We start from the raw sequence: 19,673 nt of genomic DNA, 5'->3' as shown, positions 1-19,673 counted from the left end.
TTCAGAGCGTCCTGAGAAGTTCGGGCCGCACAGTGGCGACCAGGCGGCAGAGAGGACCCACGAGATGACCACCCTGTACGAGCGGACCGCGGCACCGCCCGTGCCGTTCGCGCCCCGGCGCTCCCCGGCCGGGCCGCTGCTAGCCCTGCTGTGGGCCGGGGCGGCGGCCGTGATCGCCCTGTGGTGGTCGGACACCGGGTCCGTGGTCGGCGTGGCCGGATGGCTGACCGGGGCGGGGCGGATCGCCGGCCTGCTGTGCGGGTACGCCTGCGCGGTGCTGGTGGGTCTGATGGCGCGGGTCCCGCTGCTGGAGCTGCGGATCGGGTCGGACCGGGTGGCCCGCTGGCACGCGATGGCCGGCCGGTACACCGTCTGCCTGCTGCTCGCGCACATCGGGCTGATCCTCGCCGGGTACGCGGCCCAGGACGGCGCCTCGCTGTGGCACGAGACGCTCACGGTGGTCCTGGACTATCCGGAGATGCTCAAGGCGACCGCCAGCTCCATGATCCTCCTCGCGGTCGGCGTCACCTCCGCGCGGGCAGTGCGGCGCCGGATGGGCCACGAGTTCTGGTACTACGTCCATCTCCTCACCTACGCGGCCGTGTTCCTCGCCTTCGGTCACCAACTGGCCCTGGGCAGCGACCTCCAGGGCCACTCCGTCCCCTGGTACGTCCTGTACCTGGGCGTGGCGGCCCTGGTGCTGTGGTTCCGGGTCCTCGCCCCGGTGCGGCTGAACCTGCGGCACCGGCTGCGCGTGGAGTCGGTGCACCAGGAGGCGCGGGGCGTGTGGTCCGTGGTCGTGCGCGGCCGGGATCTGGAACGACTCGGCGCGCGGGCGGGGCAGTTCTTCCGCTGGCGGTTCCTCGCGGACGGACTGCGGTGGACCTCGACGCCGTACTCCCTGTCGGCCCCGCCCCGCCCCGACCGCATGCGCATCACGGTCAAGGCGCTCGGCGACCACAGTACGGCCGTGGCGCTGCTGCGGCCCGGCACGCGCGTGTGGGCGGAGGGGCCGTACGGCTCGCTGACCGGGGACCGGCGGACCTCGGCCAGGTCGCTGCTGATCGCGGGCGGTGTCGGGATCACCCCGCTGCGGGCCCTGTTCGAGACGCTACCGGGTGAGGTCACGCTCCTGTACCGGGCGCGCGCGGTCGAAGACCTGGCGCTGGGCGGGGAGTTGGAGGCTCTCGCGCGGTGGCGCGGGGCTCGGGTGCACTACCTCCTCAACGGACCGGACGGGCAACGCCCGCGTGTGACGGCCGAGTTGCTGCGGGCCGCCGTACCCGACGACCTGGCCGGGCGGGACGTCTACCTGTGCGGGCCGCACGGGTTCGCCCGGGAGGTGTACGAGGCGCTGCGCGCCGCCGGGGTGCCGGACCGCCGGATCCACCACGAGTCGTTCGAACTCTGAGAGCTGTGAGGCCGTAGAACATGCACGCGTTGAGGAAGAACCACCCGCTGCGCCGGATCGTGCTGGCGAGCGCCGCGACCATCTCCGGGACGGTGCTGCTGCTGTCGCTGAAGCCGCACACCACACCGGCCGCCGTCGTGTCCGCCGGCGCGACCGCCCCCGCCGTCCAGGGCACCCGGACCGTCACCGGCGACTCGGTGCAGACCCGCTGGGGGCCCGTACAGGTCCGCGTCACCGTCAAGGACGGCAAGCTCACCGACGTGACCGCGGTCGTCTACCCGACGGACAATCCACGGGACCAGGAGATCAACAGCTACGCCCTGCCCCGGCTGCGGACCGAGGCCCTCACGGCCCAGAGCGCGGACATCGACACGGTCTCCGGAGCCACGTACACAAGTGACGGTTACCGCCAGTCACTCCAGTCCGCGCTGGACTCCCTGGACCGCTGAACACACCGGCGTCACGGCACGTATCCAAGGGCCAAGGGACCACGCCCCCCCTTGCCCCCGTCCCCGGAGGAAACGTGACCACCACGCTCGCCAGCGGCCGCGCCGCCCGCCGTCAGACGATGCGCCGCATCCGCCCGCGCCGCTCCCCGGCGACCGTCCTGCTGATCGCCGTATGGGCGGGCGCGGCCGGGGTGTTGTGGCTGTGGTGGCACAACACCCCGGCCGTGGCGGACGACAACAGCAAGATCCTCAACGCGGGCCGGATCACCGGTCTGCTGGCCGGCTACCTGATGGCGCTCGTGGTGCTCCAGATGGCCCGGGTGCCCGCGCTGGAACGCCGGGTGGGCTCCGACCGGGTCGCCCGCTGGCACGCGATGACCGGCCGCTACACGCTCTGCCTGGTCGTCGCCCACGTCTTCCTGATCATGTGGGGCTATGCCCTCCAGGCCGGCAAGGGGCTCGGCGACATCGTCCAGCAGACGACGGACTCCATCAACCAGCTCCCGGACATGGGCAAGGCGGCCATCGGCACCGGTCTGCTGTTCCTCATCGGGCTGATCTCGATCGGCGGGGTGCGGAAGAGGATCCCGTACGACACCTGGTACCACGTGCACCTGCTGACGTACGCGGCGGTGTTCCTGACGTTCTGGCACCAGCTCACCACCGGCAACGACTTCGCGGTCGAGCCGGTCGCCAAGACCGTGTGGTACGCGCTGTACGGCTCGGTCACCGCGATGGTGCTCTGGTACCGGATCCTCACGCCGATCCGGCTGAACCTGCGCCACCGCATGTACGTCGAGGCGGTCGTGGAGGAGACGCCGGGCGTGGTGTCGGTGCTGATCGGCGGGCGCAAGCTGCACCGGATGGGCGCGGAGGCGGGCCAGTTCTTCCGCTGGCGGTTCCTCGCGCCGGGCATGCGGTTCTCCTCCCACCCGTACTCGCTGTCGGCGGCGCCCCGGCCGGGCATGCTGCGGATCACGGTGAAGGCGATCGGCGACCACAGCGAGCGGCTGCGCGAGCTGGAGCCCGGCACCAAGGTGTGGGCCGAGGGCCCGTACGGCGCCCTGACCGCCCAGCGCCGCAGCCGCGGCAAGGTGCTGCTGGTGGCCGGCGGTGTCGGCATCACGCCGATGCGGGCCCTGTTCGAGACGCTGCCGGGTGCGGCCGGTGACATCACCCTGCTGTACCGGGCCAACACCACCCAGGACCTGGCCCTGTGGGACGAGCTCGCCGCCATCGCGGACGAGCGCGGCGCCCGGCTGATGTACGCGGTGAACAGCCCGGACGGGGAGCGCCCGGACATCTCCGCGGAGTCCCTCCAGCGCAAGCTGCCCGACATCGACAAGCACGACGTGTTCATGTGCGGGCCGAACGGTTTCGCGCAGTCCGTGTACGAAGCACTGCGCGGCGCGGGTGTTCCCGCCCGCCGCATCCATCACGAGTCGTTCGAGATGTGACGACGGGAATTCAGGAGCTGTTGAAGCGATGAGGAAGAGTCACCCCGTCCGTCGAGTCGTGCTCGCGACCGCCGCCACCGTCTCCGGTGTCGTGCTGATGCTGTCGCTGAAGCCGTCAACGGACCCGGCGTCCGCCCAGGCGGGCGGAACGATCCCGCAGCAGACGGCGGCGGCGCAGGAGTCGGCCCAGGGCGGCACCGGGGCGGCCGCCGGCGGCGCGGTCACCGGGGACGTGGTCCAGACCCAGTACGGTCCAGTCCAGGTCCGGATCACGGTCAGCGGCAACAGGATCACCAAGGCCGAGGCCGTGCAGGCGCCCAAGGGCGGCGAGAGCGACCAGAAGACCGCCCTGTCCGTGCCCAAGCTCAGCCAGGACGTGGTCGCCAAGCAGAGCGCGCAGATCGACACGGTGTCCGGGGCGACCTACACCAGCGAGGGCTACAAGAAGTCGCTCCAGTCGGCGATCGACAAGGCGAACGAGGCGGCCTCCCAGGCGCAGCCCTCCGCCCAGCCCTCCCAGCCCGCCGACGGCGGCGGAGCCGCGACCGCCAAGACGGTCACCGGTGCGGTCTCCCAGACCCAGTACGGCCCGGTCCAGGTCCGGATCACGGTCAGCGGCGGCAAGATCACCAAGGCCGAGGCCGTGCAGGCGCCGAAGGGCGGGACCAGCGACCAGAAGACGGCACTGTCCATCCCGAAGCTCAACCAGGAGGCCGTCGCGGCCGGCAGCGCGGACATCGACTCGGTGTCCGGTGCCACCTACACCAGCGAGGGCTACAAGAAGTCGCTCCAGTCCGCGCTGGACCAGGCCGGTGGCTGACACGGTGGCCGAGTCGGCACAAGCTCCCGCCGCGGTGCGTCACGCGGAGGAGGTCATGGGGACGGTCTTCTCCTTCGACGTCCGCGGCGGGGAACCCTCAGCCGTGCGGGCGGCACTGCGGGAGGCGGTGGCGGGGCTGCACCGCGTGAACGAGGTGTTCAGCACCTACCGCGAGGACAGTCAGGTCTCCCGCCTGGCCCGCGGTGAGCTGACGCTCGGCGACTGCGATCCCGAGGTCGCCGAGGTCCTCGAACTCGGCGCCGAGGCGGAGCGGTCGAGCGACGGCTGGTTCAGCCTGCGCTACGAGGGCCGCCTCGACCCCACCGGCATCGTCAAGGGCTGGGCGGTGGAGCGCGCGGCCCGCCGGGTCGCCGGGTCGGGGGCGACGGGCGTGAGCGTCAACGGCGGCGGGGACGTCCAGCTGTTGGGCGTGCCGGGCCCGGAACGCCCGTGGCGGGTGGGCGTCTCGGACCCCCTGCGCCCGGGCGGTCTCGCGGCCGTGGTCTCGGCGGCGGGCGCGGCGGAGCTGGCGGTGGCGACGTCCGGCACGGCGGAACGCGGCGCCCACATCGTCGATCCCCGTACGGGCCGCCCGGCGGTCACGGATCTGTTGTCGGTGACGGTGGTGGCCCCGACCATCACCTGGGCGGACTGCTGGGCCACGGCCGCCTTCGCGATGGGTTCCCGGGAGGGCCTGGCCTGGCTGGAGGGCCTGCCGGACACGGAGGCCCTGCTGATCACGGCGGGCGACGAGGTGCTGATCACAGGGGGCTTGGCAGCACGGCTCGGGTGAGGGGTCTTGCTTTCAGGGGCGCGGGGAACTGCGCGACCAGCCCCCACACACCCGCACCCGACACACAACTCTCAGTGCCCGTTCTGAGCCAACCGCAACAAGTGCTCGGCGAGCGCCTGACCCCCCGTGGGGTTCCGGCTGATCAGCATCAGCGTGTCGTCCCCGGCGATCGTCCCGAGAATGTCGTGCAGCTCGGCCTGGTCGATCGCCGACGCCAGGAACTGCGCAGCCCCCGGAGGAGTCCGCAGCACCACCAGGTTCGCCGAAGCCTCCGCGGAGATCAGCAGCTCCTGGGAGAGCCGCCGCATCCGCTCCTCCTTTGCCGACTCCCCCAGCGGGGCACGGGGGGTCCGGAAACCCCCCTCACTCGGCACCGCGTAGATCAGGTCGCCGTCGGTGTTGCGGATCTTCACCGCGTTCAGCTCGTCGAGGTCCCGGGAGAGCGTCGCCTGCGTGACGCTCAGCCCGTCGTCGGACAGCAGCTTCGCCAACTGGCTCTGCGACCGCACCGGTTGCCGGTTGAGGATGTCCACGATCCGGCGGTGGCGCGCGGTACGCGTCTGCGGCACCGCGGGCCCCGCGCCCCCGTTGTGCTCGTGATCTGGCGCATGGCTCATCGTCGTCTCATTCTCCGGATCATCCGTCTCCCTCGGCGGCACCCAGGATGCCGGGGAGGGCCTGAAGAAGCGCGTCCACTTCGTCGTCGCCGAGGTTCAGCGGCGGCATCAGCCGTACGACATCGGGGGCGGGCGCGTTCACCAGGAGACCGGCGTCCTGAGCCGCCTTCTGCACCTGCGGTGCGAGCGGCTCGGTGAGCACGATACCCAGGAGGAGTCCCGCACCCCGGACACGGGCGACCAGCGGGTGTCCCAGCGACTCGATTCCGTCCCGCAGCCTCTCGCTCTGCCGCTTGACGTTCTCCAGCAACCCCTCGTTCTCGATGGTGTCGAGAACGGCGAGTCCCGCGGCACAGGCGACCGGGTTCCCGCCGAAGGTCGTCCCGTGCTGGCCCGGCTGGAGCAGGTCCGCGGCCCGCCCGAAGGCGACGGTCGCGCCGAGCGGCAGTCCGCCGCCGAGCTGCTTGGCGAGGGTGACCACGTCCGGCAGCACGCCCTCGTGCGCCTGGTACTCGAACCAGTGGCCGGTACGGCCGATGCCGGTCTGCACCTCGTCGAGGACCAGCAGCGCGCCCTTGGCCGCCGTGATCGCCCGGGCGGCCTTGAGGTAGCCGGCCGGGGGCACCACGACACCGTTCTCGCCCTGGATCGGCTCGATGACGACGAGTGCGGTCTCCTCGGTGACCGCGGCGGCCAGGGCCTGCGCGTCGCCGTACGGCACATGCGTGACGTCCGCGGGCAGCGGCAGGAACGGGGTCTGCTTGGCGGGCTGTCCGGTGAGCGCGAGGGCACCCATGGTCCGGCCGTGGAAGCCGCCCTCGGTGGCGACCATGTGGGTGCGCCCGGTCAGCCGGCCGATCTTGAAGGCGGCCTCGACCGACTCGGCGCCGGAGTTGCAGAAGAAGACCTTGCCGTCCCGGCCGAAGAGCTGGAGCAGCCGCTCGGCGAGGGCGACGGTCGGCTCCGCCATGAAGAAGTTGGAGATGTGGCCGAGGGACGCGATCTGCCGGCTCACCGCCTCGACGATCGCCGGGTGGGCGTGGCCGAGCGCGTTGGTGGCGATGCCGCCGACGAAGTCGAGGTACTGCCGGCCCTCGCTGTCCCAGACCTTGAGGCCCTCGCCGCGGACGAGGGGCAGGCGCGGGGTGCCGTAGTTGTTCATGAGCGAGCCCTGCCAGCGCTGGGTGAGCTCCTGGTTGTCGGTCATACGGCATCCCCCTCTTGCGCGTCGGGCACGACCATCGTGCCGATGCCCTCGTCGGTGAAGATCTCCAGCAGGATCGAGTGCTGGACCCGCCCGTCGATGACCCGGGCGGTGTGCACGCCGTTGCGCACGGCGTGCAGGCAGCCCTCCATCTTCGGGACCATGCCGGAGCTCAACTCCGGCAGCAGCTTCTCCAGTTGGGAAGCCGTGAGGCGGCTGATCACCTCGTCGCTGTGCGGCCAGTCCTCGTAGAGACCCTCGACGTCCGTGAGGACCATGAGAGTCTCCGCTCCAAGAGCAGCAGCGAGTGCCGCAGCCGCCGTGTCAGCATTGACGTTGTAGACATGTCCGTCGTCCTGGCTCCGGGCGATCGACGAGACGACCGGGATGCGGCCGTCGGCGAGCAGTGCCTCGATCGCGCCCGTGTCGATCGCGGTGATCTCGCCCACCCGCCCGATGTCGACCAACTCGCCGTCGATCTCGGGCTGGTGCTTGGTGGCGGTGATGGTGTGCGCGTCCTCGCCGGTCAGTCCGACGGCGAGCGGCCCGTGTTCGTTGAGCAGGTTCACCAGCTCGCGCTGGACCTGACCGGCCAGCACCATCCGTACGACGTCCATGGCGTCCTCGGTGGTGACGCGCAGGCCGGCCTTGAACTCGCTGACGATGCCGTGCTTGTCGAGGGCAGCGCTGATCTGCGGGCCGCCGCCGTGCACGACGACCGGCTTGAGCCCGGCGTGGTGCAGGAAGACGACGTCCTGGGCGAAGGCGGCCTTGAGGTCCTCGTCGATCATGGCGTTGCCGCCGAACTTGATGACGACGGTCCTGCCGTTGTGGCGGACCAGCCAGGGCAGCGCCTCGATGAGGATCTGGGCCTTGGGGAGCGCGGTGTGCTTTCGCGTGGTGCTCATGACGAGTAGGCGCTGTTCTCGTGGACGTAGTCGGCGGTGAGGTCGTTGGTCCAGATGGTGGCGGTCTCGGACCCGGCGGCGAGGTCGGCGACGATGTGCACCTCGCGGTAGCGCATGTCGACCTTCTCGCGGTCCTCGCCGACGCCGCCGTTCTTGCAGACCCAGACGCCGTTGATGGCGACGTTCAGCTGTTCCGGCTCGAAGGCGGCCTTCGTGGTGCCGATCGCGGAGAGCACGCGGCCCCAGTTGGGGTCCTCGCCGTGGATGGCGCACTTGAGGAGGTTGTTGCGGGCGATGGAGCGGCCCACCTCGACGGCGTCGTCCTCGGAGGCCGCGTTGATCACCTCGACCTTGATGTCCTTGCTGGCGCCCTCGGCGTCCCGGATCAGCTGCTGGCCGAGGTCGTCGCAGACCTGCCGTACGGCCTCGGCGAACTCCTCGTGGGCCGGGGTGACTTCGGAGGCGCCGGAGGCGAGGAGCAGCACGGTGTCGTTGGTGGACATGCAGCCGTCGGAGTCGACGCGGTCGAAGGTGGTCCGGGTCGCGGCCCGCAGTGCTTTGTCCAGTACGTCACTCGGCAGGTCGGCGTCGGTGGTGAGGACGACCAGCATGGTGGCGAGGCCGGGGGCGAGCATGCCCGCGCCCTTGGCCATGCCGCCGACGGTCCAGCCGTCCTTGGTCACCACGGACGTCTTGTGGACGGTGTCGGTGGTCTTGATGGCGATGGCGGCCTTCTCACCGCCGTGCTCGGAGAGTTGACTGGCCGCGGCCTCGACTCCCGGAAGGAGCTTGTCCATCGGGAGCAGGACCCCGATGAGTCCGGTCGAGGCGACGGCGACCTCGCCCGCGCCGATCTCCAGCACCTCGGCGGCCTTCTCGGCGGTGGCGTGGGTGTCCTGGAAGCCCTTCGGCCCCGTACAGGCGTTGGCACCACCGGAGTTGAGGACGACGGCCGTCAGCTCGCCGGTCTTGAGGACCTGCTCGGACCACAGCACGGGCGCGGCCTTCACACGGTTGGAGGTGAAGACGCCGGCGGCGGCGCGGCGGGGCCCGGTGTTGACCACGAGGGCCAGGTCCGGGTTGCCGTTCTCCTTGATTCCGGCGGCGATGCCCGCCGCCTGGAATCCCTTGGCTGCCGTGACGCTCACGGTGCGACTCCGATCGTGGAAAGACCGAGCTCCTCGGGGAGGCCGAGGGCGATGTTCATGCTCTGGACGGCACCGCCGGCGGTGCCCTTGGTCAGGTTGTCGATGGCGCTGATCGCGATGATGCGGCCCACGGACTCGTCGAGGGCGACCTGCACCTGAACGCCGTTCGAACCGTGGACGGACGCCGTGGCGGGCCACCGGCCCTCGGGCAGCAGGTGCACGAAGGGCTCGTCGGCGAAGGCCTTCTCGTAGGCGGCGCGGACGGACTCGGCGGTGACGCCCGGCTTCACGGAGGCGCTGCACGTGGCGAGGATGCCGCGGGGCATCGGGGCGAGGGTCGGTGTGAAGGAGACGCGCACCTCGGAACCGGCCACCCCGCTGAGGTTCTGGATCATCTCGGGCGTGTGCCGGTGCCCGCCGCCGACGCCGTACGGCGACATGGAGCCCATGACCTCGCTGCCCAGCAGGTTGGGCTTGGGCGCCTTGCCCGCGCCGGAGGTGCCGGAGGCGGCGACGATCACCGCCTCGTGCTCGGCGAGGCCGGCGGCGTAGGCCGGGAAGAGGGCGAGCGTGACGGCGGTCGGGTAGCAGCCGGGGACCGCGATGCGCTTGGACCCCTCCAGCGCGGCGCGGGCACCCGGCAGTTCGGGAAGGCCGTAGGGCCAGGTGCCGGCGTGCGCGGAACCGTAGAACCGCTCCCAGTCGGCCGCGTCCTTCAGCCGGAAGTCGGCGCCCATGTCGACGACGAGGACGTCCGGGCCGAGCTGTTCGGCGACGGCGGCGGACTGGCCGTGGGGCAGCGCGAGGAAGACGACGTCGTGTCCGGCGAGGACGTCGGCCGTGGTCTCCTGGAGCACCCGGTCGGCCAGCGGCAGCAGGTGGGGCTGGAGCGCGCCGAGCTGCTGCCCGGCGTTGGAGTTGCCGGTCAGCGCGCCGATCTCGACCTCGGGGTGCGCGAGGAGCAGTCGCAGGACCTCACCGCCCGCGTATCCGCTCGCTCCGGCCACTGCCGCCCGTACCGCCATGTCATCCTCCTCCTGGATGGCATGACTATACGTTTCGATGCACGTTTATGCAACCGGCTGCATACTCACGCCCTGCGCCGGCGTACCGCCCCGAACACGGCGAGTCCGGTGAGGACCGCGAGGGAACCACCCCCGATCGCCGTGCCCAGGCGCAGACCGGGCGGCCGGAAGACGCAGGTCACACTCGTCGAGGTGCCGTCGAGGGGTACCGCGATCAGCCCGTGGTACCGCCGCGCGGGGACCAGGGCCGCGTCACCGGCGGCGCAGCGCCAGCCGGCGATCCGGGGCGCGGCCACGACGGCGACACCCTTGCTGCCGGTCGGCAGCTCGGCCCGGATCGTGCCCCCGGAGCCGGAGACGGTCACCTTCGAGGCGCCGGTGCCCCGGAGCTCTCGTACGGCGGTGTGCAGGCGCCCGGTGTCCAGGCAGCCGACCGCCCGGTCCGGCACGACCCCCAGCCGGTTCGCGGCCAGCTCGATCGTCAGGCGCCCGGAGTCCGGGACCGTGCCGAGCCGGGCCATGGCGGCGATCTTGGTGAGGGGCCGCCAGTCGGCCCGGAACCGGCCGGTCGGACCGTGCGCGGACGGACCGGCGAGCCGTGCGGTGCCCGAGAAGTACGGCGCCCACAGGTAGACCTCGCTGCCCGCCCGGCACCGGGCGGTGATCGTCGCCTTCGCCCCGACCCGCACGCCCTGGCGCCGGTCGGTGCTGCGGTAGGGCCGCTTCCCGGCGCCGTTGCGGACGGTGATGCGGGGCAGGGTGTAGACGCGGGCGCCCAGCAGCAGTTCCTGGTTGCGGTACGGCGACGGCCCGAAGTCACCGGTCGCGGCGGACGGCCGTACGGTCACGAGGGGCGGGACGTCCTCGCGGGTCACGGTCACCCCGGTGCCGTCCTGCGGGAACCAGTTCTGGTGCGGGTCCGGCGGGGAGTGCACCCGGGCGCCCACCGAGAAGACGGCGTCCGTGACCGCGTTGTCCAGGCTCTGAAGGCTGCGGCCGCCCGAGGTCCAGCCGAAGCCGAGGGCGGTGAGCGTGCTGCTCAGCACGGCGGAGGTGTGGCTGCTGTAGTACTGGGCGCCCTGGCCGCCGAGCTCCAGCGGGTCGTTGCCGACGGTCTGCTCCCGGCCCGGGTCGGTACGGTAGCGGGGCCAGCCGTCGGCCCGGGCGATCGCGTCCGCCTGGTCCTGCTGCCGGTCGCTCCAGGGGGCGTAGTCGTCCATGTGCCCGAACCGCATCCGGGTGGCCACGGCGTCGGTGGCGGTGGCCTCGCCCAGCTGCACGCCGACGAGCAGGACCGCGGCGAGCACGGCCGGGGCCACCCGCAGCACGGGTCGCTCACGGCCGAGCAGGAGCAGTCCGAGCAGCGCGCCCAGGGCCGCCGCCAGGAACACCGGCCAGGCGTAGGAACGGACCAGTTGGCTGCCGCTCGCGACGGCCGCGATCAGGGTGAGCAGTCCGGCCGCCGCGCCCAGGGCCCGGCGGTCCAGGGGGCCGTAGGACAGCGTGTGCCAGGCCGCGATCACCAGCAGGGCGCACACCACGAAGGTCTGGCGGTACGAACTGCCCTGCGGTGCGGCGAAGGCGTGCCACATCAGATGGGTCGGGCCCCACTGCATCGACAGGGTCACGACGAGCACGAGCAGGGTCCATCCGGCCCGCACCCTTCGGGGCGCCGCGCGGTGGAAGGGCAGGGCGAGGGCGAGCAGCAGTGCCGTGGTGCCGACGAAGAGCGCCGGGGAACCGTAGCTGTACGTCGTCGGCAGCAGCCGGGCCAGCAAATCCTCGGTGCCCACCGGCGCGAACCGGGTGAAGCGGCCCTCGGAGGCGTGCGCACTGCCGAAGTAGACGACCGTCACCAGGGGCGCGGCCAGGCCGATGCCGAGCGCGAAGGTCACGGCGGCCCGGCCGGCCGCGGTGAACCCGCGCCGGCGCGGCAGCCGGGACAGCCACAGCCGCAGCAGGAACACCAGCCCGGCGGCCAGGGTGGCCATGTAGGCGGTGTAGAAGTTGGCGACCCAGGCGGCCGTCACCACGAGCACCGCCAGGAGCGGGCGCCTCCCGCTCAGGACCCACTCGCCGACCAGGCACAGCAACGGCAGGGCGATCAGCCCGTCGAGCCACATGAGGTTGTACGAGGCGGTCGCCACCGTCCAGCCGCACAGGGCGTACGACGCGCCCAGCAGTCCCGCCGCCCACCAGCGGCCGGGGCGCAGCCGCAGCAGCAGCCAGGTCATGGCGGCACCGGCGCAGGCGATCTTCAGCACGGTGATCACGTACACGGCGAGGTCGATGCGGTCCCTCGGGAACAGGGCGACGAGCAGCGCGAACGGACTGGTGAGGTAGGTGCCGAGGTCGGGCAGGAAGCTCGCGCCGTACCCCGACTGCCAGTTGACGAGGAGGCCGCCGGTGCCCCGCCCGTGCAGCAGGTCCCACAGGTGCGCGTGGAAGGGGACGTACTGGTTCCCCAGGTCGTTGACGTTCCGGGTGCGCGGGCCGAAGGGACCGCTGCGGGCGACGGCGTCGGCCGCGCAGAGCACGAGCACGGTGATCGTCGCTGCCAGCAGGGCGGCCCGCCCCGGCCCGGCGGGCGGCGGCCGCTCCCCCGTGAGGTCGTCCAGGGTCTTCGGTTCGGGCGGGACGGTCGGTCGCACGCCCTGGTCGCTGGTCAATTCAGGCCCCCGTCCGGGGCCTTCGCCCCAGCGCTTTGTTTCCGCGCCGAATTAGACGGGGAGTGAATTCGCTTGGTTGTGCTCCCGACGATGGCGGTGAGGTGAATTCGGCGCTGTCCGCAAGCGAACGAGAAGTGCCGCTCCACCCCACCGCCCACCGGCTACCTCTGCCTGATCCTGACAAAGGTGACCGAGTTCGCCGGGAAGGTGTACGAGAACTTCCCGGCGACCCCGTCGAAGGTGGACGTCACTGGGGCGACCGCGGTGGACGTCTCGGTGTTCACGGCGTCGGGGGCGGCCGCCAGAGTGGTCACCCGGGCCCTGGACGCGACCCTGGCGCCGCCGAGGTCGACGGCCGTACGGGCCGCGGTGTTCTGGGCGTTGACGACCTTGAGGATCAGATCGCCGGTCTTCTGGTCCTTGGTGACGACCTGGCGGAACGGCTCGGCCGGCTTGTCGTCGGTGAAACTGCCCCACTCCTGCCCGTCGAGGTAGAGGGTGACCTGGCGGCCGCGCACCTTGACGTCGATGTCGTAGACACGGCCGGTCTCGACCGACCCGGCCTTGGAGATCAGCGTGGACTTGCCGCCGTCCACGGCCTGTTCGACGGCGGTCTGGGTGTTGTTCCAGCCGCCGATGTTCCACCAGTAGTAGTTGCCGGTGTCCTTGACGCCGAAGGCGACGAGGAAGCCCTCCTTGCCGGCCTTCTTGGTGGCCTTCACCTTCAGGTCGTAGTCGTGCCAGGACGGGTCGCCGGCCGAGACCATGGTGTTCTCGGCGTTCACGTCCGTCTGCACGTACTGCCCGTCCTGGACGCTCCAGGCGCCGCCGCCGGTGTGCGTCCACTGCGAGGCGCCGGAGGAGAAGTCGTCGGTGAGCAGCGCCCGGCCGTCGGCGTCCGTGACCCGCACGTCGTCGTACGCCGCCGTCGTCGCCCAGGTCGACAGACCCACGGCGCCGGTGATCGGGGCGAGCAGGGAGGGCGTGCCGGTGGCCGTGGAGGGCACCACACGGTCGCCGACGTTGTTCATGAACAGTTTCTGGACCTCGTAGTTGGCGGAGTTCCAGGAGGCGTGGTTGTTGAACCAGATCAGGTCCGGGCGCCACTGGACGTAGTCCTCGTTGGCGAACAGCGGGGCGTAGGAGGCGAGTTTGACGACGTCGGCGTTGCGCTCCAGGCCGGTCATGAACGCGGCCTCGGTGAGGCCGTTCTTGAAGGTGTTGCCCTGGGAGGCGTACTCGCCGAGGAAGACCTTCGGGCCCCCGCGGTCGTAGGAGTCGTAGCGGTCGTTGTTCTGGAGGAACCACTGGGGGCTGTTGTAGTAGTGCTCGTCGACCATGTCGACCTTGGCGTCCCTGTTGAGCTGCCAGGCGGTGTCGAAGGTCGTCCCGGAGTCGTCGGGGCCGGAGTTGGAGATCACCTGGATGTCCGGGTACTTCGCCTGGACGGCGGCGCGGAACTCCTTGAACCGGGCGAAGAACTCGTTCGGCAGGTTCTCCTCGTTGCCGACCTCGATGTGGGTGAGGTGGAAGGGCTTGGGGTGGCCCATGCGGGCGCGCTCCCTGCCCCACTTGGAGCTCGCCGGGCCGTTGGCGAACTCGATGAGGTCGAGGGTGTCCTGGATGTGCCGCTTGAGCAGTGCCTCGTCGACGACGGCCTTGTTCTGGCCGCAGCCGGTCACCAGGGCGGGCACGACGGGCAGCGGCATGGCGCCGATGTCCTCGGAGAGGCGGAAGTACTCGTAGTAGCCGAGGCCGTAACTCTGGTTGTAGCCCCAGAAGTTGGCATTGGTGGCGCGCGTCTCGACCGGCCCGATGGTGTCCTTCCACTGGTAGGACCGCTTGCGCTGGAAGCCGGAGGCTTCGCTGTAGTCCTCCATTGAGCCCGTGTTGACCAGGCAGCCGCCGGGGAAGCGCACGAAGCCCGGGTGCAGGGCGGCGATCTTCTCGGCGAGGTCCTTGCGCAGCCCGTTGGGTTCACCGCGGTAGGTGTCGCGGGGGAAGAGGGACACCATGTCGAGGGCGGCAGCGGCCGAGGAGGCCACGGTGAGACGGGCCGCGGAACTGGTGCGGGTGGCGGTGAAGGCGGCCTTGTACCGGGCCCAGCCGCCCTGGGTGACGGTGACCTCTCGGGCGGTGGCGAGGGTGCCGTCGGCGTCCTGAAGCGAGACCGTGAGGGCGGTGCCGGCGTCCGCGCGGGCCCACACCGAGAAGTCGTACTTCTTGCCCGCCTCGACGCGGATGCCGGTGTTGTACCCGGTGTTCGTGACCGATGAACCGGCTTCCAGGGAGAGGTAGTTGCGGTTGCGGGCGTTGAGCCGGCCGTCGTCGTTCACGACCCGGGCCGTGCCGTCGACCGTCCAGGAGGTCAGCGGGGTGTACGACCCGTTGTCGTCGGTGGAGTACTCGAAGGAGCGGTTCTGCACGAGTTCGGCGTACAGACCGCCGTCGGCGGCCCGGTTGATGTCCTCGAAGAAGACGCCGTACATGGTGTCGTCGATCTTCGCGCCCCGGGCGGACGGGTCGACGGTGATCGCGTAGTCGGTGACGTCCTCGGCATGGGCGGGGGCGGGAATCAGGCCGGCGGCCACCAGGAGGGCGGTGGCGCCGAGACCGAGTCTCCAGCGGGTGCGTGACATGGATGCTCCGCGGCTCTCTCTGTCGACGGTGACGTTCGAAATACCAAACGGTGATCAGCACTTCGAACGGCAAGATAGGGAGGGTGATCCGGAGCGTCAACGGGTCGCGCGGTTTCGAAAGTGTCGGAGGGCAGGGGCTGATGGGCGAGTTCTGGCCAGTGGCGGATGCGCTGGAGTACCTGACGGGGAGCTGGCGGACCGAGCGAACCGTGCGGGATCTGGCGAGCGGGGACGAGGGGCGGTTCTCCGGTACGACCGCTTTCGGCCGACTGGAGGGCGGCGGACTGCTGTCCCGGGAAACGGGCACTTTCGTCTGGCACGGCGTCCCCCGCCCCGCCGAGCGCACACTCCGGTTCCTCCCCGGCGGGACCCCCGGCACGGCGGATGTGCGCTTCGCCGACGGGCGCCCCTTCCACGCCCTGGACCTCAGCTCCGGCCACCATGTCGCCGACCACCCTTGCGCGGCGGACCTCTACCGGGGCGAGTTCACCGTCCTGGACGCGGACCAGTGGCGCACGGTGTGGCGGGTCGGCGGCCCGGCGAAGGACCTGGTCCTGACGACGGAGTACACCCGCCGGACGGAGGACGGCCGGGGAGCGGGACGGACCGGCCACTGAGAGGACGGGACGGCGCCGGCACCCGGTGGCCCGCGGAGCTACCCCCGGTCCGCGCCGCACCGGTGCCCCGCGGAGCTACCCCCTGGTCCGCGCCGGCTGCGTCGGGACGCCCTCGAAGCGGAGGCTCCAGCGGCCGGATCTGCCGGTCACCGTGGTGGCCGACAGGGGGCGCACGTCGAGATTCCAATAGGTCGAGGGCGGCGCCTTCAGGGCGTACACCAGCGCGGCGCGGATCACGGAGGGTTCCGCGACGGCGACGACACGGCCGCCGTCCTCGACGGGCCGGGTGTCGAGCCAGTTGCCGACGCGGGTGATGAAGTCGATCAGTGACTCGCCGCCGTGCGGGGTCGCCCGTGGGTCGGCGAGCCAGGCGTCCACGGATTCCGGCTCGCGGGCCATCGCCTCGCCGAGGGTCAGCCCCCGCCAACGGCCCATGTCGCAGTCGCGCAGGCCGAGCTGGACGAGGGGTGCGTAGCCGAGGGCGTCGCCGGTGGCGCGGCTGCGGGGCGCGGGCGAGCAGTACCGCAGCTCGGCCGCCGCGAGCGGCAGCAGGTCGTGTGCCACGGCCAGCACCTCGTCCCAGCCGGCCTGGTCGAGCGGACGGTCGTCCTCGAACCGCTCGGCGAGCAGCGAGGAACTGCGCGCGGCGGCGACGAACGTGACCCGAAGTTGCATGCGGCGATCGTGAGCCGCGAGAGTGCGCAGGTCAAGAGGCGTTACCGGGGAGTTACCGAGGGTGCCTCGGGGCTCACTGCCCGAAGACCAGCGCCATCCACCGGTCCGGCTCCGCGAGCGGCGCGAACCCGAGCCTGGCGTACACCTCGTGGGCGTCGTGGGTGGCGAGCAGGACGCGCTTGAGACCGTGAGGGCGCAAGTGCTCGCGCACGGCCCCGACCAGCGCCGTGCCGATGCCCTCGCCCCGCACCGACCGGTCCACGTACACATCGCACAGCCAGGCGAACGTGGCCAGATCGGTGATCACCCGGGCATAAGCCACCTGGTCCCCCGATTCCGCCGCGTACACCCCGAAGTTGAGCGATCCGGCGATCGCCCGGTCCTGCTTCTCCCGCGGCCGCCCGATCGCCCAGTACGCGTCCGTCGACAGCCAGTGGTGCACCCGCCCGGCGTCGATGCGGTCGGGGTCGGTGGAGATCTCGTAGCCCTGGGCGAGGGGCGGGGTGTCGGTCATGCCGGGAGGCTTCCAGGCCGTGAACACCGGCGTCGAACGGTTTTCCCCGAGGCGGGCCGGCGTACGAAATCTCCGGCCCCTCCCGGGCGTTCGTCGGGCCGCGGCCTTGGACGACCGGACCCTGACGGTGGAGTGCAACGGCTGCCTCGGCGTCACCGGCCAGGCCGTGCTGCCCCTCTCCCGCGGCCGCCGGATCGTCTCGCACCTCCTCGACGTCAACGCGGTGGACCGCTTCTGCGCCTGCCACCCGCCCCTGACCGGCGCCTCGTTGGCCCCGCCCACCGCCTGACCGGCCTACGGCTGACACCGGAGCTGTTCGCCACCGCCGAGTTCCGGTGCGGGACGGTGCCGCGCGGCTAGAGCACCTCGTCGCAGGCCGCACGCAGCCGCCGTACGCCCTCCTGGATCTCCTGCGGCCCCGCCACCGCCGCGAAGCTCAACCGCAGGTGTCCCGCGGGCGGTTCCGCGCTGAAGTACGGGCGGCCAGGGGTGATCGCGACGCCCGCGCGCAGGGCCGCCGCGGTCAGGGCGGTCTCGTCGGTGCCGTCGGGGAGGCGGAGCCAGAGGTGGTAGCCGCCGGAGGGGATGTGCGGGAGGGCGAGTTCGGGCAGGCCGAGGCGCAGGGCGGTGGTCATGGTGTCCCGGCGGGTCCGCAACTCCGCCGAGACCGTGCGCAGATGACGGGGCCAGGCCGGCGAGCCGACCAGTTCCAGGGCGGCCTCCTGGAGGGGCCGGGGGACGAAGAAGGTGTCGACGACCTGGATCGCGCGCAGGCGCTCCAGCACCGGCCCGCGCGCGGCGAGCGCGCTCACCCGGAAGCTCGGCGAGGTCGCCTTGGTCAGCGAGCTCACATGGACGACGACACCGTCGGGGTCGTCGGCGGCCAGCGGACGCGGCAGCGGGCCCGCGTCCTCGTGCACGAGCCGTCGCACGAAGTCGTCCTCGACGATGAACGCACCGGCCTCGCGGGCGATCCGCAGCACCTCGCCCCGGCGCTCGGGGGCCAGCACCGCCCCCGTCGGGTTCTGGAACAGCGGCTGGCAGACGAACACCCGGGCGCCGGTCGCCCGGAACGCGTCGGCGAGCAGGGCGGGCCGCACCCCGTCCGCGTCGACCGGGACCGGGACGGGGCGCAGGCCCGCCGAGCGCGCGATCGCCAGCATGCCGGGATAGGTGGGCGACTCGACGAGCACGGGTGCGCCGGGCGGGGCGAGCGCGCGCAGCGACGTCGTGAGCGCCGACTGGCCGCCTGCGGTGATCAGCACTTCCGCGGCCGTGACCGCGCCGCCGATGTTCCGCGCGAACCACTCGCGCAGTTCCGGCAGCCCCTCCGTCGGCGGTCGTCCCCACGCCCCGGGGCGGCGGCCGGCGCGGGCCAGGGCCGCGGACATCGCGCGCTCCGGCTGGAGGGTGGGGTGCAGATAGCCGCCATTGAACTCGACCACACCGGGCGGCGGGGCGGCCAGCGAGACCAGGACCCCGGACGCGTCCACCGAGCGCGGTACGAGGTCGGCGGCGCCGTCCGCGCTCAGCGCGACCTCCTGCCAGGAGGTGTCCCCGGCCGCGGTGGCGGCGGCGCGTGCCCGGGCGCGGAAGGCGCCGGCGCCGGGGCGGGTCACCACCAGGCCCTCCGCGGCCAGCTGGGCGAGGGCGCGGGAGACGGTCACCGGACTGACCCGGAACCGGTCGACGAGGGCCCGGCTCGACGGGAGCTTTCCACCAGGAGAGTAGCGGTCGAGCTCCTGCCGGAGACGTTCCGCCAGTTCCGTGACGCTGCTACGCTCGTGCATGAGAGTACAGAGTAGCGCTACCGCACCGACGGGGATAGCGGTTCCCGCTCCCGCCAGGACCTTCGGCACCGTGCAGGCCGCCCTGGGGGTCGCCGCGTTCTCCCTCACCTTCCCCGCCACGGCGTGGGGCCTGGAGGGCTTCGGGCCGTGGTCCCTGGTCGCGGTGCGCAGCGTCCTCGCGGCGCTCGTCGCCGGCGGGTGCCTGCTGGCGCTGCGCGTACCGATGCCGGGCCGTCGCGACTGGCCGGGGCTCGCGGTCGTCGCCGCGGGGGTCGTCGTCGGCTTCCCGCTGCTGACCACGCTCGCCCTGCAGACGTCGACCACCGCGCACGCCGCGGTCGTGGTGGGCCTGCTCCCCCTGACGACGGCGCTGCTGTCGGCCCTGCGCACGGGCACCCGCCCCTCGCGCACCTTCTGGACGGCGGCCCTCGCCGGCGCGGCCGCGGTGGTCGCGTTCACCGTGCAGCAGAGCGGGGGCGCCCTGACCACGGCCGACCTGTATCTCTTCGCCGCCCTGCTGGTGTGCGCGGCCGGCTACACCGAGGGCGGCCGGCTGGCCCGGCTCATGCCCGGCTGGCAGGTGATCGGCTGGGCGCTGGTGCTGTGCCTGCCGGTCAGCGTGCCCGCGGCGGCGCTCGCGCTGTCGTACGAGCCCGCGCACCTCACCGCGCACAGTGTCGCCGGGCTGCTGTGGGTGGCTGTGGGCTCGCAGTTCGTCGGCCTGGTCGTCTGGTACCGGGGGATGGCGGCCATCGGGATCCCCAAGGCCAGCCAGTTGCAGTTGGCCCAGCCCCTGCTCACACTGGTGTGGTCGGTGCTGCTGCTCGGCGAGCACCTGACGGTGGCCGCCCCGCTGACGGCCGCGGCGGTGCTCGTGTGCATCGCCGTCACCCAGCGGGCGCGGGGCTGACCGGCGTGCACGCGCCGGTCCGGCGAG

19 protein-coding genes are annotated in these 19,673 nt (G+C 72.0%); 9 read left to right on the top strand and 10 right to left on the bottom strand.

Annotated elements, in window-relative coordinates:
- Positions 1–64 precede the first annotated feature (64 nt).
- From ACIQJT_RS19600 to ACIQJT_RS19580, 5 genes are all read left to right on the top strand, one after another.
- A complete protein-coding gene (locus tag ACIQJT_RS19600; RefSeq protein WP_365457882.1) occupies positions 65–1,411 on the top strand; it encodes a ferredoxin reductase family protein in 1,347 nt (448 codons plus the stop codon).
- Between the two features lie 20 nt (positions 1,412–1,431).
- Positions 1,432–1,860, top strand: coding sequence for an FMN-binding protein (locus ACIQJT_RS19595; RefSeq protein WP_402645019.1), 429 nt, complete (start codon positions 1,432–1,434; stop codon positions 1,858–1,860).
- Positions 1,861–1,934: 74 nt separating this feature from the next.
- Complete coding sequence (locus tag ACIQJT_RS19590) at positions 1,935–3,317, top strand: ferric reductase-like transmembrane domain-containing protein (RefSeq protein WP_053848936.1); 1,383 nt, start codon at positions 1,935–1,937, stop codon at positions 3,315–3,317.
- A 28-nt stretch (positions 3,318–3,345) separates the two neighbouring features.
- Complete coding sequence (locus ACIQJT_RS19585; protein WP_402645017.1) at positions 3,346–4,137, top strand: FMN-binding protein; 792 nt, start codon at positions 3,346–3,348, stop codon at positions 4,135–4,137.
- On the top strand, positions 4,130–4,930 hold the full coding sequence (locus ACIQJT_RS19580; RefSeq protein WP_402645015.1) for an FAD:protein FMN transferase: 801 nt from the start codon (positions 4,130–4,132) through the stop codon (positions 4,928–4,930). The genes ACIQJT_RS19585 and ACIQJT_RS19580 overlap by 8 nt, the downstream gene beginning before the upstream one ends.
- 71 nt (positions 4,931–5,001) lie before the next feature.
- Here the strand turns inward: ACIQJT_RS19580 and ACIQJT_RS19575 are convergent, their stop codons facing one another.
- From ACIQJT_RS19575 to ACIQJT_RS19545, 7 genes are all read right to left on the bottom strand, one after another.
- Entirely contained in the window at positions 5,002–5,547 is a 546-nt protein-coding gene (locus tag ACIQJT_RS19575; RefSeq protein ID WP_365457869.1) for an arginine repressor, read from the bottom strand.
- A 19-nt stretch (positions 5,548–5,566) separates the two neighbouring features.
- Complete coding sequence (locus ACIQJT_RS19570) at positions 5,567–6,754, bottom strand: acetylornithine transaminase (protein ID WP_402645012.1); 1,188 nt, start codon at positions 6,752–6,754, stop codon at positions 5,567–5,569.
- Positions 6,751–7,659 carry an acetylglutamate kinase gene (gene argB / locus ACIQJT_RS19565; protein WP_365457863.1) on the bottom strand — a complete coding sequence of 303 codons (909 nt, stop codon included), beginning with the start codon at positions 7,657–7,659 and terminating at the stop codon, positions 6,751–6,753. Before argB ends, ACIQJT_RS19570 begins: the two co-directional genes overlap by 4 nt.
- Entirely contained in the window at positions 7,656–8,807 is a 1,152-nt protein-coding gene (gene argJ / locus ACIQJT_RS19560) for a bifunctional glutamate N-acetyltransferase/amino-acid acetyltransferase ArgJ (protein ID WP_402645008.1), read from the bottom strand. The genes argB and argJ overlap by 4 nt, the downstream gene beginning before the upstream one ends.
- A complete protein-coding gene (gene argC, locus ACIQJT_RS19555; protein ID WP_402645005.1) occupies positions 8,804–9,832 on the bottom strand; it encodes an N-acetyl-gamma-glutamyl-phosphate reductase in 1,029 nt (342 codons plus the stop codon). Before argC ends, argJ begins: the two co-directional genes overlap by 4 nt.
- 65 nt (positions 9,833–9,897) lie before the next feature.
- On the bottom strand, positions 9,898–12,483 hold the full coding sequence (locus ACIQJT_RS19550; RefSeq protein WP_402645002.1) for a YfhO family protein: 2,586 nt from the start codon (positions 12,481–12,483) through the stop codon (positions 9,898–9,900).
- A gap of 179 nt (positions 12,484–12,662) precedes the next feature.
- A complete protein-coding gene (locus ACIQJT_RS19545) occupies positions 12,663–15,140 on the bottom strand; it encodes an alpha-L-arabinofuranosidase C-terminal domain-containing protein (protein ID WP_402644999.1) in 2,478 nt (825 codons plus the stop codon).
- 140 nt (positions 15,141–15,280) lie between these two features.
- Here ACIQJT_RS19545 and ACIQJT_RS19540 point away from each other — a divergent pair, with 140 nt between their 5' ends.
- Entirely contained in the window at positions 15,281–15,757 is a 477-nt protein-coding gene (locus ACIQJT_RS19540) for a DUF6314 family protein (RefSeq protein WP_402644996.1), read from the top strand.
- Positions 15,758–15,832: 75 nt separating this feature from the next.
- Here the strand turns inward: ACIQJT_RS19540 and ACIQJT_RS19535 are convergent, their stop codons facing one another.
- Together ACIQJT_RS19535 and ACIQJT_RS19530 are read right to left on the bottom strand one after the other, a co-directional pair.
- Positions 15,833–16,432 (bottom strand): histidine phosphatase family protein, encoded by a 600-nt coding sequence (locus tag ACIQJT_RS19535; protein ID WP_365457845.1) that lies wholly within the window; start codon positions 16,430–16,432, stop codon positions 15,833–15,835.
- A gap of 73 nt (positions 16,433–16,505) precedes the next feature.
- Positions 16,506–16,946, bottom strand: a complete 441-nt coding sequence (locus ACIQJT_RS19530; protein WP_402644992.1) for a GNAT family N-acetyltransferase — start codon at positions 16,944–16,946, stop codon at positions 16,506–16,508.
- Positions 16,947–17,052: 106 nt separating this feature from the next.
- On the opposite strand from ACIQJT_RS19530, the gene ACIQJT_RS19525 reads away from it, so the two are divergent.
- Positions 17,053–17,235 (top strand): DUF6461 domain-containing protein, encoded by a 183-nt coding sequence (locus tag ACIQJT_RS19525; protein ID WP_402644989.1) that lies wholly within the window; start codon positions 17,053–17,055, stop codon positions 17,233–17,235.
- Positions 17,181–17,306 carry a DUF6461 domain-containing protein gene (locus tag ACIQJT_RS19520; protein WP_402645691.1) on the top strand — a complete coding sequence of 42 codons (126 nt, stop codon included), beginning with the start codon at positions 17,181–17,183 and terminating at the stop codon, positions 17,304–17,306. The genes ACIQJT_RS19525 and ACIQJT_RS19520 overlap by 55 nt, the downstream gene beginning before the upstream one ends.
- On the opposite strand, the gene ACIQJT_RS19515 is transcribed toward ACIQJT_RS19520, so the two are convergent.
- Complete coding sequence (locus ACIQJT_RS19515; protein WP_402644986.1) at positions 17,303–18,736, bottom strand: PLP-dependent aminotransferase family protein; 1,434 nt, start codon at positions 18,734–18,736, stop codon at positions 17,303–17,305. The genes ACIQJT_RS19520 and ACIQJT_RS19515 overlap by 4 nt on opposite strands.
- Here ACIQJT_RS19515 and ACIQJT_RS19510 point away from each other — a divergent pair.
- Positions 18,735–19,646 (top strand): DMT family transporter, encoded by a 912-nt coding sequence (locus ACIQJT_RS19510; RefSeq protein WP_402644983.1) that lies wholly within the window; start codon positions 18,735–18,737, stop codon positions 19,644–19,646. The two genes, ACIQJT_RS19515 and ACIQJT_RS19510, sit on opposite strands and share 2 nt — an antisense overlap.
- Positions 19,647–19,673: the final 27 nt, after the last annotated feature.

The sequence above is a fragment of the Streptomyces sp. NPDC091972 genome (assembly GCF_044756385.1).
Lineage (GTDB): Bacteria > Actinomycetota > Actinomycetes > Streptomycetales > Streptomycetaceae > Streptomyces.
Note: the sequence above shows the minus strand (reverse complement) of the source record. Positions and strands in the feature narration are given on the sequence as shown.

Bases quoted from the DNA above. Each gene is read 5' to 3' on its own strand.
- ACIQJT_RS19600 (WP_365457882.1), top strand. From the start codon at position 65: ATGACCACCCTGTACGAGCGGACCGCGGCACCGCCCGTGCCGTTCGCG.
- ACIQJT_RS19595 (WP_402645019.1), top strand. From the start codon at position 1,432: ATGCACGCGTTGAGGAAGAACCACCCGCTGCGCCGGATCGTGCTGGCG.
- ACIQJT_RS19585 (WP_402645017.1), top strand. From the start codon at position 3,346: ATGAGGAAGAGTCACCCCGTCCGTCGAGTCGTGCTCGCGACCGCCGCC.
- ACIQJT_RS19575 (WP_365457869.1), bottom strand. From the start codon at position 5,547: ATGAGCCATGCGCCAGATCACGAGCACAACGGGGGCGCGGGGCCCGCG.
- ACIQJT_RS19570 (WP_402645012.1), bottom strand. From the start codon at position 6,754: ATGACCGACAACCAGGAGCTCACCCAGCGCTGGCAGGGCTCGCTCATG.
- argB (WP_365457863.1), bottom strand. From the start codon at position 7,659: ATGAGCACCACGCGAAAGCACACCGCGCTCCCCAAGGCCCAGATCCTC.
- argC (WP_402645005.1), bottom strand. From the start codon at position 9,832: ATGGCGGTACGGGCGGCAGTGGCCGGAGCGAGCGGATACGCGGGCGGT.
- ACIQJT_RS19545 (WP_402644999.1), bottom strand. From the start codon at position 15,140: ATGTCACGCACCCGCTGGAGACTCGGTCTCGGCGCCACCGCCCTCCTG.
- ACIQJT_RS19540 (WP_402644996.1), top strand. From the start codon at position 15,281: ATGGGCGAGTTCTGGCCAGTGGCGGATGCGCTGGAGTACCTGACGGGG.
- ACIQJT_RS19535 (WP_365457845.1), bottom strand. From the start codon at position 16,432: ATGCAACTTCGGGTCACGTTCGTCGCCGCCGCGCGCAGTTCCTCGCTG.
- ACIQJT_RS19530 (WP_402644992.1), bottom strand. From the start codon at position 16,946: ATGACCGACACCCCGCCCCTCGCCCAGGGCTACGAGATCTCCACCGAC.
- ACIQJT_RS19510 (WP_402644983.1), top strand. From the start codon at position 18,735: ATGAGAGTACAGAGTAGCGCTACCGCACCGACGGGGATAGCGGTTCCC.
- ACIQJT_RS19515 (WP_402644986.1), bottom strand. From the start codon at position 18,736: ATGCACGAGCGTAGCAGCGTCACGGAACTGGCGGAACGTCTCCGGCAG.